Source organism: Streptococcus hillyeri, assembly GCF_003686955.1.
GTDB lineage: Bacteria > Bacillota > Bacilli > Lactobacillales > Streptococcaceae > Streptococcus > Streptococcus hillyeri.
The window spans coordinates 12,195-26,166 of the sequence record NZ_RCVM01000005.1 but is presented as its reverse complement, the minus strand read 5'-3'; the positions used below and the strand labels follow the sequence as shown (position 1 = coordinate 26,166).

Sequence of the window (13,972 nt, the reverse complement as noted above, 5' to 3'; positions counted from 1 at the left end):
TTTGTCTTTTATTACTTTATTGAATATATTGAAGAGCCCACTCACTGATGTCTTTCCATGCTTTAGAGACAAGCTCTTGAACAGTTTCGTATGCTGAATCAATGTAATTGGTTTCTGAAGAATTTTCCGTTTGTAGAGCTACCGTTTCAGGAGGAATTACGTTCAGCTCTAATTCTTTCTCTACTTTCTGACCCGTATCTTCATCTGAAGATTCCCAACTCGAAGACCTATTCCCCTCTAATTCCTCTATTTGACGATTAATTTCATGCAACTGCTGAGCAATTGCATGAAATTCAGAAGTCCCTTCTATGCTCTCTTGTTTCTTAGATAACTCTGCTTGTTTTGCTTTTAACTCACTTAAAGGGGCCACTGGAGTAACAATTGTCTCATTATTAGCTAGTTTTTTCCCTACAATTTGTAGTTCGACACTCGCAACCCCATAACCATCAGAAGATTTTTGAAAATGCACCTTAAAGATACGAGCCTGTTGCACAGTTATAGGCAAGGAAAGCGTAGTACCACTCACATCATTAGAAAAACTTGATATTTCTTGCCAATTATCCTCATTCTTCAAATACTCTAATGCAATATTAGAATTTGATAGTAATTCATAATACGCCTCTTCATTCTTCAAAATTTTCAAACTAGCTTGAATTACATCACCATTTGACCCCCCTATTCCATATCCACTTCTATAAAGATTCCAGTACTGAGCTACACCAGGATTTAATAATTCAAATACAACAAATCTATCTTGATATTCTTTGTAAATCTCTCCTGATTCATATTTTCCATCAAAAAGTAATCTACTATCCGAAACTCCTGTTCTATATAATTCTTTAGCCCCTACTGCTAAATCATCTAAGGTATCTGCACCACTACCAACTGTCAGCACAGCTTGATTTGCACCGTCTGCAAACAACACTTCTTTATCCGCCGGATCTTTAAAAGTAATCTTATAAACCGAATCTTGAGAGGGCACCAAAGTCTTCTCTTTTGATCTTACTAAACGATGATCAACAATATCAACAGTATAGTCACTATAGTTTACTTTAAATTCATCGAATTTATAGTTCGGATCAATGAATGTTTGGCCGTGAATTTTCTCTTCTACCATCTCATTAAAACTTCTCTCATCAAAAAGAGTCCTTCCACTAACGGTCTGACCACCAGTTAAAAAGGCATCAATCAAATTGATAGCATTCCCAGATTTATCCCATTGTACCTTGGAGTTTCCAAAACGGTTTGGAACATACCCTTTTGGACGTTGCTTATCAAAAGTCACTTGCTTACGATTATCTAAGAGAGACGTAAGAGTAGTATAATCTTTACTGTTAAGTGAAAAATCAATAGCATTTTGAGAAATATCAACCGTTTTCAACAAAGGCATACTTTTGAAGTCAATACCATCTAATGTTTGAATCTTCAAATTAGACAAATCAATTGTTTCCAAAGTAGGCATATTTTTAATTTCAATAACAGAATCCGTTTGACCATTTTCATACTTTAAACTTTCTGGAAAATGGTTAGTAGACAATTCTTTTATATTTTTCAAACCATCAATAACAATCTTCTTAACATTCTTAAAATTCTCTAAACCTTTAAGAGAAGTAATTTCAGGATTATTGATAACCAATGTTCCATCAAACAAGTCAAAGTTACCTTGACCTCTTCCTACTTGCTTCATGATCTCTTTGCGCAGTATTTCATCATGGATATCCTTCTCAGAAATCGTTTTGTTTCGCTCATCATCAGTCATCATTTTTTTCAATTTTTGCGAGAATTTATACTCTGTTTTTACTTTTTCATTTGATTTATGATGAGGGGAATATAGTCTCCTACTTGGATGTATAACACCATCACGATCAATAGCATAAGAGAAAATCCCTCCCTTTAGACCACCCGTTTGAGGTTGCCATTTAGCGTATTTCTCAGCACGTGTTTCTTCATTACTATCCTCTTGATCAACATCAAACCATAGGCTCTTATCCGGGGTATTTTCTTCAAAGAATGAGAATCCAGGCATAAACTGTTCCGACTTAATATGCTCTTTGAACTGCAACCATTCTTCATTGATTTTTTTGAAACCATCACTTCCATCTTGATTCCCATAATATTGACGTAAAAGGAAATCAATAGACTTAGCCGTTTCTGTAAACAAAGGGTTCTTATCCGGCGCAAGGGTTGTGTCAATAATCAATAATTTTGATTTATCAGCCCCATCTTTACCAATCAATTTAGCAATTTCTTTAAACACTGCTAGTGCACGTTTGGCCTCTTTAGGTTTCTGTTCCACATCATAATCTGGAGCTTCAATATCAATGTCCAAGCCATCTACCCCACGTTCCTTAACATAGGTATCTACAATAGCTTTGGCAAGTTTTTGGTTTCCTTCATCAGTATCAGGATAAGTCTTACTATCAACTGAGAGGCCTGCTTCACCAGTTAGAAATTTAATGCCAATTGTCTGTACAACCGCTGTTCCTTTTTTATGTAATTTAGGAACATAATCATTTCTCAATGTTGTCCAAAAAGGACTTTTCTCATGGACGAAACTATCAAATACAAAAAGAATATCTACTTCTTTCGGAGCATCTGACATACGATTGAGTCCCCCCAATGGCTTATCAATTTCGGATGGATTACTTCCTGCTGCTTCTTTATTCTTTGTCGCCTTTTCATCATGCCATGTTCGATAATACCCTGCATAGAGGGGGCCTCTTCTCCCAGAGCGAATATCCTCCACTATCTGACCCGCTTTTGACTTATCTACTACCCCTTGATGGGTAGCAGTATTGCTTTGCGCTCTTACAATCACTGGTTGATGGTTAGAAAACAAGAACATTGTGGCTAGTGCCAAGGCACAAACGCTTGTGACATTTCTTTTATTTGATAAACGGTTATTCATTAGGTTACTTCTCCTTTTTTTGTCGTTTCTTAACTATTGTTTATTGCCAAATTGAACTGATTGAGCTCCAAATCTCCGTCGCAAATGCTTGTCTGTTTCAACAACAGGTACAGCATAGTCAAATACTGGAGCAACGTAGTCATTCATAAAATTGGTCGTCGCCTCTTGATTAATATCTGTCAGGGCATCAGCTGTATTCTGGAGTGATGCGGTTTCAAGTGTGGCTTCTTCTTGCGAGAACGCCTCACCTTGTTCTTGAACAGGTACTTCTTCACGAACATCTTGATTTGATTCTCCCGTTTCTACCGCTTGGTAATCACGACTAGTTGAATCTTGCGACATTGTTTTTACTTGTTCTGTCTCAATCTGTCGCCCCAAATCCAACAATTGTTTAGCAATCGTCTCTTTCTCTGTTGTATTTTCTGTTGTTTCATATTGTCGATACAACTCAGAATATTTTGTTCTTAAATGCTCCGACTTTTCATCAAGTTCTATATTGTTCAAAGTCTCATTTAATTGTTGTACTGTATTTGATTCTTCCTTCAGAACCTCATCCTGTGATGCTTTCACATACGTAATATCTTTAAATGATTTACCCTCTTTGAATGGTTCAAATTTTAATTGATATTCAATTGCACCTGCTTGTTTTTCTAAGTCCGTTAGATGCTCTGTATAGTTATCTGCTAGGCTTCCAATTAGTAGGTCGCTCGTTGTTGTTTCTTCTTGATCTTTTTCAACAGCTTTAAGAAAACTTTCTACATTTTCCAATAAATATGGATTATCTGGATAATCTTTTTTCACTTTTTCAACAATATATTGATAGCGTTCACGGATAAATTGTTGTCGTTCTTGAAGTTCTTTGTATTCATTTACCGAAATAAACTCGTCATCACGTTGATTCGACGATTTCCCAATTTCCGTATTGACTAGCAATAAATCACGCGGTCGCTGCTTCTCAGCCCATTTTTCAAAGGCTTTATTAACGACCATTTGATTATTGGTCGCAGAACCATCAGTCCCAACGTAAGTATCAATGACATACGAAACAATGCTTGCATTTTCAGCAGCCGTCGTACCCACAAAATGCCAAGCCCCATCATAATAGCTACGAGTCACCGCATGCCCGCCTCCACTAGGAGTAAAGCCATACACCACATAAGAACGAATTCCCATCATATTGAATGCACGAGCCGATAGGGTACTGTAGCCGACACACATGGCTTTTGCACGTTCGGTTACCGAAAAAATACTAGAGGCAACATTATAGTTGTTTTTTCTTGCTGCCAAAGCGGCAGTATCGTAGGGGAAATTTCGTTGCACAAAATCAGACCATGCCTTGACTTTTTCCTCGTCCGTTTTCTTATCTAAGACACCTGACTTTTGAATCAACTCCCAAATTTTTGTGTCATTCTGAATATATGATTCCATTTTTAACAGAGTTTTATCCTGAGGAATCTGACTTAACTCTTCAGCAGAAATAGACAAGCGATAATTCGCCCCGTGCATTTCAACATCATTGATAATATTGTAGCGACGCTCTTGCGGAACAAGTGCTAGGCCATTCGCGTGTAGTAGAATATCTGAGAAACTTCTCTTGAAACCAATAGAAGCATAGACTTCTTGCTCCATTTGATTAGTGGTTAACATTTCTCGAACTAAGGCCTGATATTCAGACATGGTATTGACAATGCGACCTGATTTCTTAACAACATACGCTATGGTATTATGGTTCAAAAATGTATCATTTACTAGCAATAACGTATAATCAGATTCTACATTGTCACCAAGCTCTTTCTTCAGTTGAGTCAAAATGTCAGCTGTAGTCCCCACTTCTGCTTTGCTTCGTTCACCAGCGAAGGTATGAACACTAATTGACTTATTTCCAGACTCTGAAAACGCTTTCTTCAATGATTCTTTAAGAGATAACTCTGACATTTTAAACTTATGCTTGGCATCCCTTTTATCCATGACACGTGATAGGATACTAGGCGCTTGATAAGTTACTCTCGACTGGCTTACGGCTCTAGCGTGGTTCTCCGCACTAACATCAGGTGTTCCAACGGTAAGGACTACCCCGATAACCCCGACGGTTAGCTTAAGAGCAAGTCGTTTTAATGTGATTTCTTGATTTATTTTCATTTCCACCTATTCTTTTCTTTATGATTTAGAATTTCGTTATTTAGACAAAAACACTTCTTCTGCACGTTTAATTCTAGCACAAAATACAGCCTTTATTTCATAAGATTACATTAAGAATAGATAAGCCAAACTTAATAAAACACTACTATTCTTAAGGTTAGCCAATATCCTTTTAAGTTCACTTTTCCTTTTTGAACAACTCACTCAAAAAATAGAGAAACCACTATCAAATTATGCTAAATTATTTCAAGATTCTTTTACCCAACTTGCTTATTTTCCTTATTTTTTGATATAATAATCTAAGTTTTATAAAATGAGCAAGGGTGTAGTAGACTTTTAAGTCTAAATCTTTGTATCTTAATAAAAGGAGAAAGCCAATGAATATTTTCGAAGAACTCAAAGCACGTGGCCTCGTCTTTCAAACGACAGACGAAGAAGCCCTCGTCAAAGCATTAACAGAAGGGCAAGTATCCTATTATACTGGCTACGACCCAACAGCAGACAGTCTTCACCTTGGTCACTTGGTAGCAATCTTGACATCACGTCGCTTACAATTAGCAGGGCACAAACCTTATGCCCTTGTTGGTGGTGCTACTGGTCTCATCGGTGACCCATCATTTAAAGATGCAGAGCGTAGCCTTCAAACAAAGGACACCGTTGATGGTTGGGTGACTAAAATCCAAGGTCAACTATCACGTTTCCTCGACTTTGAAAATGGCGACAACAAAGCTGAAATGGTGAATAACTACGACTGGTTCTGCTCAGTGAGCTTTATTGACTTCCTACGTGATGTCGGTAAATACTTCACCGTCAACTACATGATGAGTAAAGACTCTGTTAAAAAACGTATCGAGACAGGGATTTCATACACTGAGTTTGCATACCAAATTATGCAAGGCTATGACTTTTACGAACTCAATGACAAGCACAATGTTACCCTTCAAATCGGTGGTTCAGATCAATGGGGCAACATGACTGCTGGTACTGAATTGCTTCGCCGTAAAGCTGATAAAACCGGTCACGTTATGACGGTTCCACTTATCACTGACTCAACTGGTAAAAAATTCGGTAAATCAGAAGGAAACGCCGTTTGGCTTGATGCTGAGAAAACATCACCTTACGAAATGTACCAATTCTGGCTCAACGTGATGGATGATGACGCCGTTCGTTTCTTGAAAATTTTCACTTTCCTCTCACTAGATGAAATTGCTGACATTGAAAAACAATTTGATGCAGCACGCCACGAACGCTTAGCTCAAAAAATTCTTGCTCGCGAAGTTGTCACGCTTGTCCATGGAGAAGAAGCTTATAACCAAGCCCTCAATATCACAGAGCAACTCTTTGCTGGAAACATCCGTGCCCTTTCCGCTAAAGATTTGAAAGCAGCTCTTAATGGTGTCCCAACCTACGCCGTTCAAACTGATGATAACCTTAACCTCGTGGATATTTTGGTAACTGCAGGCGTGTCTCCATCTAAACGCCAAGCCCGTGAAGATGTGCAAAACGGTGCCATCTACATCAACGGCGACCGTGTTCAAGACTTAGACTACACACTTTCAGATACAGATAAAATCGATGGCGAACTCACTGTTATTCGTCGCGGTAAGAAAAAATACTCTGTATTGACTTACTAAGATTGAAAAAATCGTTCATGTTTTCTGTGAACGATTTTTTGTTTATTAACAACATCAAAAGCTAATCTCAATAAATTATCTTTTTAAATTATTCTAAATAAGACTCTTGAATAACTAGTTATAACTTATCTACAACTCTTTTAATATTTTGAAATCCAATAGTTTTTATTTATAGCTGCCTTTAAAAATATCTATTATTCTTATGATTAAATCTATGCTAAACTAAATTCATCTTTTAGTTAAAGGTGGTGGTAACAGTTGAATTGGGATTTTATACAAGAGAATATCCCACTCTATCAAGAGGCATTTTTATTAACCATTCGCTTGGCATTTTTGGGGATTTTAGGTTCCTTGGTAATCGGTTCGCTTATCAGTCTCATTCGTTACTTTAAGATTCCTCTTATTAGTAAAGTAGCTGGCGCTTATATTGAACTCTCTCGAAACACACCTCTCCTCATCCAACTATTCTTTCTCTACTTTGGTTTGCCTAAGATTGGGCTGACCCTATCGTCTGAAGCTTGTGCCATTATTGGGCTCATTTTTTTAGGAGGCTCTTATATGGCAGAATCTTTCCGCAGTGGTATGGAAGCTATTAGTCTTGGTCAAAAAGAATCTGCTACTGCTCTAGGTCTTAAATCTTGGCAAGTATTTGTTTATATTATTTGGCCGCAAGCCTTAGCTATTTCACTGCCATCTATCAGTGCTAATGTGATTTTCTTAATTAAGGAAACATCTGTATTTTCAATTGTTGCACTAGCGGATTTAATGTATGTAGCAAAAGAATTGATTGGTATTTATTATGAAACGGACGAAGCTCTATTAATGCTGGTGGTTTCCTACTTGATTATTTTACTTCCTCTTTCTATTATCCTTAGTCTAATTGAAAGGAGGCTACGTTATGCAGGATTTGGGTCTACAAGTTCTCTTTCAGGGAAATAATTTTTTACGGTTATTACAAGGATTGGGCATTACACTTGGCATTGCCTTGGTGTCAGTCTTAATTTCTCTCGTATTGGGGACTATCTTTGGCATTATTATGACCTCGCATCATTTCACAATAAGACTATTATCCAAAACCTATCTGGAATTTATCCGAATTATGCCACAGCTCGTTCTCCTCTTTTTAATCTATTTTGGATTAGCAAGAGCATTCAATATAAACATGTCCGGAGAGATTGCTGCAATCTTAGTCTTCTCCTTATGGGGAACGGCAGAGATCGGAGATTTAGTACGAGGAGCAATCACTTCCTTACCTAGTCATCAGATAGAAAGTGGATTAGCACTAGGACTCTCAAAAAATCAGGTCTACCGCCATATTCTAATTCCTCAAATGTTACGGCGTCTACTCCCACAAGCCATCAATCTTGTTACCAGAATGATTAAAACCACATCCTTAATCGTACTAATCGGAGTTGTCGAAATGGTTAAAACAGGACAACAAATCATCGAAAGCAATCGCCTTGGATATCCCTCAGCAGCACTCTGGGTTTACGGAGTTATCCTAATACTTTATTTTATCTCCTGTTATCCCATCTCAAAATTTGCAAGTTATTTAGAAAACAATTGGAAGGACTAAGTCATGACAGATACTTTAATCATCACTCATCTCACAAAAACCTTCGATGACCAGACCATTATTCATGACTTGTCATTTCGAGTCAAAAAAGGAGAAGTTGTCGTTGTTCTAGGTCCATCTGGCTGTGGAAAAAGTACCTTACTACGTTGCCTTAACGGTCTCGAAACCATCCAAAAAGGGGAAATCCTCTTAGACGGAAATCCTTTAATCAACAATACCAAAAACCTGCATCTGGTTCGGCAAAAAATTGGAATGGTTTTTCAAAACTACGAGTTATTTCCTCACCTAGATGTCTTACAAAATCTTACCTTGGCTCCTAGCAAGGTAACCAAACAACCTAAGGCTAGTATTATTGAGGAAGCTGAACAACTTCTCAATCGGGTTGGCTTATTGGATAAAAAGCACAGCTTTGCAAGGCAATTATCTGGCGGTCAAAAGCAGCGGGTTGCTATAATACGTGCTTTACTCATGCATCCAGAAATTATTTTATTTGACGAAGTGACTGCTTCTCTAGACCCTGAAATGGTTCGAGAAGTCCTTGAACTCATCAGTGACCTAGCTAATGAAAAACGGACAATGATCATCGTTACCCATGAATTACAATTTGCACGTGCTATTGCAGACCGTATTATCTTTATGGATAAGGGAAAAATTATCGAAGAAGCCACTCCAGAAGCATTTTTTACTAATCCTAAAACTGAAAGAGCACGTGACTTTCTAAACGTCTTTGACTTTAGTCAAATCGCATAATATCTAAAAAGGAGTATTATTTATGAAAAAATCAAATCTTTTAACTGTTATTTTAGCTTTTGTTACAACATTTTTCTTGGTAGCTTGTGCTAATAAATCCTCAGATAAACAAAGCACTTCATCTACCAATGCACCTAGTGTTGCCAAAGCTCGTACACTAGACGATATCAAAAAAAGTGGAGAAATTTCTATCGGCGTCTTTAGTGATAAAAAACCTTTTGGTTATGTTGACGAAAACGGAGACTACCAAGGATACGATGTCTACTATGGTAACCGACTTGCAAAAGACCTCGGAGTCAAAGTAAAATATGTCCCAGTAGAAGCTGCCAGCCGTGTGGAATTTTTAACATCTGCTAAAGTTGACGTCATCCTAGCAAACTTCACTGTCACTGATGAACGTAAAGAGCAGGTAGATTTTGCCCATCCTTACATGAAAGTATCTCTCGGTGTTGTTTCACCAGAAGGTAAGGTCATCACAGACGCAGAGCAGCTCAACGGTAAAAAATTGATTGTCGCTAAAGGAACAACTGCTGAGACTTATTTCTCTGAAAACTTCCCAGAAGTAGAATTAATCAAATTTGACCAGTACAGTGATGCTTACTCAGCTCTCCTTGACGGACGTGGCGACGCTTTTTCAACAGATAACACAGAAGTTCTGGCTTGGGCTATTGAAAATAAAGGATTTGAAGTCGGTATTACTTCTCTTGGAAATGTTGATACCATTGCACCAGCTGTTCAAAAAGGAAACACTGAACTGTTAGACTACATCAACAAACACATCGAAGGCCTCGTGGCAGAAAACTTCTTCCACAAGAACTACGAAGAAACCCTTCACCCTGTCTACGGTGATCAGGCCAAACCAGATGAAATTGTTGTTGAAGGTGGAAAACTCGATTAATTTTCTATTTAAAATCTCCAATAAAAATAAGGTTAAGAATAAAATCCTAGCCTTATTTTTTATTCCAATATTGAGTGACTAATTTCCTCACATATTCTTATACATGCTAGGGGCAAGTTCTAAGAAGTTTTTGAGGAGATCGTTATGGTCAGTGACGAGGTTAAATAATTGATCCTGACTTAGGACTCCACATTTGACGTCGTCATGAGGTTGGTCATAAAGTCTATGCCAGTCATCACTACCATAAAAATCTTTCAAGGCGATATAATCATCATAGTGATTTTGAAAATCCTCTACGGCTTTTCTCAGTGCCTCTAGTTTTGAATTAAAGGCGTCATATTTTGCTTCCATAGTTTCAATCAGCTGTTTATCATTTTCAGTCATATTGTTTCCTCAATTATAATGGTCTCACAAAAACGATTCCTAAGAGCAGGATGAGTAGGGCAACATAAGCCACCAAGGCCAACATTCTCTGAGATTGTTTAAATATAAAGCGGTCAAAGCGAGTGGTCAGAAAAACGGCACACAGACCACCACCAATAGCTCCACCAATATGTCCTGCTATGCTGACGCTTGGCATAAAGACATTAAACACAAGGTTCATGACTAAGAGAACTTGGTAATTTTGCCCTACTTGCTTGAGGTAGGCATTTCTGCCAAAATAACCGATTACAGAAATGGCTGCAAACATCCCAAAAATTGATGTGGAGGCTCCTGCAGACACAACATCAGGAGTAAAAAAGACGACAAAAACATTTCCCATCACCCCCGAAAGAAGGTAAAGCATTAAGAAACGCCACACTCCCCACCACTGCTCTGCCATTGCACCCACAAAATAAAGCGAAATAGCATTCATAATCAAGTGTTCCCAACCAATATGAATAAAGATGGGAGAAATCAAGCGCCACAGCTCTGCTGGATAAAAGTGCAAGTAAGCGCCATATATCCCGCCAGCTCTCAAGATAGAAACAGCTGTTGTCGACTTCCCCCAAAAGAGAAGCTGAATCAGGAGAAAATAGCCTATGGTCAAAGACAAAAGCGTCGCTGTCACAGGACTTTGTCTAAATGTCTGTTGTATCGTCTTCATAAAGTAATCCTTTCACGGGAATATCATGGTTTTGTGGTTGAAAATGGCTGAGCTGACTAGGATAAATGAGGCTGATAGTCTCACCCAGATAATCCTTCAAATAACGGTCGTAATAACCTGCCCCATAACCAATGCGGTAGCCCTGATTGCTAAAAACAACCCCTGGAACCACCACCAAATCAATCGTCTCTTTAACTACTTCTTGACTACTCACAGGCTCTAACACCCCAAAGGAAGAGGCTACTAGCGCCGTGGGATCGTAGTCAACAAAAATCATTTTGCCGTTTGGATAGGTTTTAGGAATCACAATCCTTTTTCCATCCGCCAAAGCTCTTTCAATCACCAGAGTGGTGTCGTATTCAAAATCAAATGAAAGATAAACCGCTATCGTTGTCGCTGTTTGATAAATCGGTAAACGAAATAAGCGTTCTGCCAATCGTTTATCATAATGTGATTTCCACTCCCTATCTTGCGACTTTAACATCGTTAACATTGTCGTCCTAAGTTTCTTTTTGTCCATGTTCACATCATATCATGATTTATTACTTTTTTCATGAAAAATCTTTGTCCCCTTTTTATACAAAATTTATGCTTCTCCTTAGACCAGCTCAAAACCCTTTAAACGAAGCGTCTTCATCAACCAATGACAACTTTTTCAAGAATTAAAAAACAAATTTATACAAAAACGAAAAAAAACATCTTTTAACGACTTTCTTCTTGCAATTCTAACGACGAAAACGTAAAATACTGACCGGAGATATTATTTTGTAGAAAGATTGGCGTATAGTTTAGATACGCATAATATTAGGTGTTCTGGGATATGCAAGACTTAACAAAAGGAAAACCGATTAAGGTTATTTTATTATTTACCATTCCGCTATTGATAGGAAGCTTCTTTCAGCTGGCCTATAATTTCGCTGATAGTATGATTGTAGGTCACACCCTAGGAAAAGACGCCTTTGCTAGTGTGGGGGCAACTGGGAGTATTACCTTTTTAATTTTAGGATTTGCTCAAGGTCTTACCAGTGGATTAGCGATTATCACAGCTCAAAAATTCGGTGCCAAGGATGATGTTGGTATTCGGCAAAGTTTTGTCCATGGACTGTTCTATGCCCTACTAACTGGAATCACCCTTAGTAGTATCTCCTTACTTGGCTTGCGTCCTCTCTTGATACTCATGCAGACACCAGAGAATCTAATCGAACATTCGCAAAACTTTTTAATAGCTATATTTGGAGGTATGATTTTCACCATCCTTTTCAACTATCTCTCCAGCATTTTGCGCAGTCTCGGAGACTCAAAAACGCCTCTATATGCTCTGATTATTGCCTGTATCATCAATATCATTCTAGATTTCAGCTTTATCCTTAATTTCCACATGGGAGTCTTCGGGGCAGGTCTTGCAACCATCATCGCTCAAGCCTTTTCTGTCCTCTTCCTTTTCATTCACATTAAAAAAGCGGTGCCTCAACTTCATATTCACAAAAGTGATTGGCATTTGGACAGGAAAAATTTAAACATCCATGCACGCTTAGGCTTCCCAATGGCCTTTCAAGCCAGTATCATCGCACTGGGTGCTATTACGCTTCAAGTCGTTTTAAATAAACTAGGGACAAATGCTATCGCAGCGCAGGCTATTGCCGGTAAAACCGACCAACTTGCCATGTTACCAATGATGAATCTAGGTCTTGCTGTCTCAACCTTTACCGCCCAAAATTACGGAGCTAAACAATACCGTCGCATTTTAGAAGGTCTTAAACAATCTCTGGTAATTAATATCATCTGGTCCATCATCTTTGCCATTATCCTCGTAAATTTCCACGATTTCTTCTCGGGACTTTTCCTATCAAATGGTAGTAAAGAGGTTTTTGACCTTGCCTTGATTTATTTCACTATCAATGGTTTCTGTTACTGGATTTTAGCCATTTTGTTTATCCTTAGAAGTTTTATCCAAGGTCTCGGCAAAGGATTTGTTCCAACCCTTGCTGGTATTATGGAGCTCATCATGCGAGCTGGTGTCGCCATTATCGGCATGATTTACTTTGGATTTTACGGCGTTGCCAGTGCAAGCCCCGCCGCTTGGTTAGGAAGTGTTATCATTTTAGCTCCAAGTAGCTTCATTTTGGCAAAAAAATTGCGATATCACTAAAATTTAGGAAAGTTTTAGGTTTTTTTAACCTTATCTTAACAATAAAACGTTATGATATAAATATCCTAATCACCACTTCCTTAAGTGGTTGGGAAATCTCCTAATTTCCCACTTTTTCATAAATCTCCTGAACAAGCTCCTCACTCCGAGGGGCTTGTTCGCTTTTTGGCATTCATTTCAGATTTCTCAAATAGATGATTCCACTTGACCAATAGTCATTCCATGTTTAAACAAGTACGCTTTTTTATCATCACTTACTGTTTAATCAAAAAGTCTTAAAGGCTTTTGAAGTTAGGTATAAAACCGTCACAGTCGTATAGGACGGCCACTAACGATGCGTGGTACTAAAGAGCAAGAATAGTTCAGTGGGTATTCTAGGTGGATACTTGAAAATAAAAAATATCCAGTTTCAGGATTTCTAATCACCCACTGCTTCAATTTGTTATTAGCATTAATACTTAACAAAAATCAAAAATTACTTTTTTGCTTCTTTCTAAAAAGGTGCGAACGCTCAAAAGGTTGGGGGAACCTTTTGAGATGGGAAATAAAGCTGACGAAGTCAGTGTCCCAACCTCCTACGGAGTTTCATTGCTAGATTTGAGCTTATCTCTATCGCAGTAGATGATTGGCTGTACTTGTCGACTACTCGACAGCGTCCAACCTAATCATCCTTGCGGGGGAACTACTACGAAATTGATTTTCAATTTCTGTAGTTCTCCCAAAAATCCGTTCTTATCAAGCCAATTCCCCTCACTCTTTTATTTCTGAGCTTGGGCTAAAACTGTCCACTGGACAGTTTCACTAATAAGAATACCACCATGGCGAAAGAAG

At 38.2% G+C, this 13,972-nt stretch carries 11 protein-coding genes; 6 read left to right on the top strand and 5 right to left on the bottom strand.

Going from position 1 to position 13,972, the window contains the following annotated elements; translation table 11 throughout:
• Positions 1–16: 16 nt before the first annotated feature.
• Together EAF07_RS03955 and EAF07_RS03950 are read right to left on the bottom strand one after the other, a co-directional pair.
• Positions 17–2,908, bottom strand: a complete 2,892-nt coding sequence (locus EAF07_RS03955) for an EndoS/ChiA family endoglycosidase (RefSeq protein ID WP_121834995.1) — start codon at positions 2,906–2,908, stop codon at positions 17–19.
• Positions 2,909–2,941: 33 nt separating this feature from the next.
• Positions 2,942–5,047, bottom strand: coding sequence for a transglutaminase-like domain-containing protein (locus EAF07_RS03950; protein ID WP_121834994.1), 2,106 nt, complete (start codon positions 5,045–5,047; stop codon positions 2,942–2,944).
• A gap of 377 nt (positions 5,048–5,424) precedes the next feature.
• Here EAF07_RS03950 and tyrS point away from each other — a divergent pair, with 377 nt between their 5' ends.
• The 5 genes from tyrS to EAF07_RS03925 all read left to right on the top strand — a co-directional run bounded on the left by tyrS (position 5,425) and on the right by EAF07_RS03925 (position 9,905).
• The gene (gene tyrS, locus EAF07_RS03945; protein WP_121834993.1) at positions 5,425–6,681 is read left to right on the top strand and encodes a tyrosine--tRNA ligase; all 1,257 of its coding nucleotides are present in this window, start codon (positions 5,425–5,427) and stop codon (positions 6,679–6,681) included.
• A 258-nt stretch (positions 6,682–6,939) separates the two neighbouring features.
• On the top strand, positions 6,940–7,620 hold the full coding sequence (locus EAF07_RS03940) for an amino acid ABC transporter permease (protein WP_121834992.1): 681 nt from the start codon (positions 6,940–6,942) through the stop codon (positions 7,618–7,620).
• Complete coding sequence (locus tag EAF07_RS03935) at positions 7,580–8,257, top strand: amino acid ABC transporter permease (RefSeq protein ID WP_121834991.1); 678 nt, start codon at positions 7,580–7,582, stop codon at positions 8,255–8,257. Before EAF07_RS03940 ends, EAF07_RS03935 begins: the two co-directional genes overlap by 41 nt.
• Before the next feature lie 3 nt (positions 8,258–8,260).
• A complete protein-coding gene (locus EAF07_RS03930; RefSeq protein ID WP_121834990.1) occupies positions 8,261–9,007 on the top strand; it encodes an amino acid ABC transporter ATP-binding protein in 747 nt (248 codons plus the stop codon).
• 22 nt (positions 9,008–9,029) lie between these two features.
• On the top strand, positions 9,030–9,905 hold the full coding sequence (locus EAF07_RS03925; protein WP_121834989.1) for a cysteine ABC transporter substrate-binding protein: 876 nt from the start codon (positions 9,030–9,032) through the stop codon (positions 9,903–9,905).
• A gap of 87 nt (positions 9,906–9,992) precedes the next feature.
• Here EAF07_RS03925 and EAF07_RS03920 read toward each other — a convergent pair whose 3' ends face one another.
• The 3 genes from EAF07_RS03920 to EAF07_RS03910 are packed head-to-tail and all read right to left on the bottom strand — an operon-like array spanning position 9,993 to position 11,512.
• On the bottom strand, positions 9,993–10,289 hold the full coding sequence (locus tag EAF07_RS03920; RefSeq protein WP_121834988.1) for a DUF4298 domain-containing protein: 297 nt from the start codon (positions 10,287–10,289) through the stop codon (positions 9,993–9,995).
• A 13-nt stretch (positions 10,290–10,302) separates the two neighbouring features.
• On the bottom strand, positions 10,303–10,992 hold the full coding sequence (locus EAF07_RS03915; RefSeq protein ID WP_425452081.1) for a rhomboid family intramembrane serine protease: 690 nt from the start codon (positions 10,990–10,992) through the stop codon (positions 10,303–10,305).
• Entirely contained in the window at positions 10,967–11,512 is a 546-nt protein-coding gene (locus EAF07_RS03910; RefSeq protein WP_121834987.1) for a 5-formyltetrahydrofolate cyclo-ligase, read from the bottom strand. The genes EAF07_RS03915 and EAF07_RS03910 overlap by 26 nt, the downstream gene beginning before the upstream one ends.
• 300 nt (positions 11,513–11,812) lie before the next feature.
• Here EAF07_RS03910 and EAF07_RS03905 point away from each other — a divergent pair, with 300 nt between their 5' ends.
• On the top strand, positions 11,813–13,141 hold the full coding sequence (locus EAF07_RS03905; protein WP_121834986.1) for an MATE family efflux transporter: 1,329 nt from the start codon (positions 11,813–11,815) through the stop codon (positions 13,139–13,141).
• Positions 13,142–13,972 lie beyond the last annotated feature (831 nt).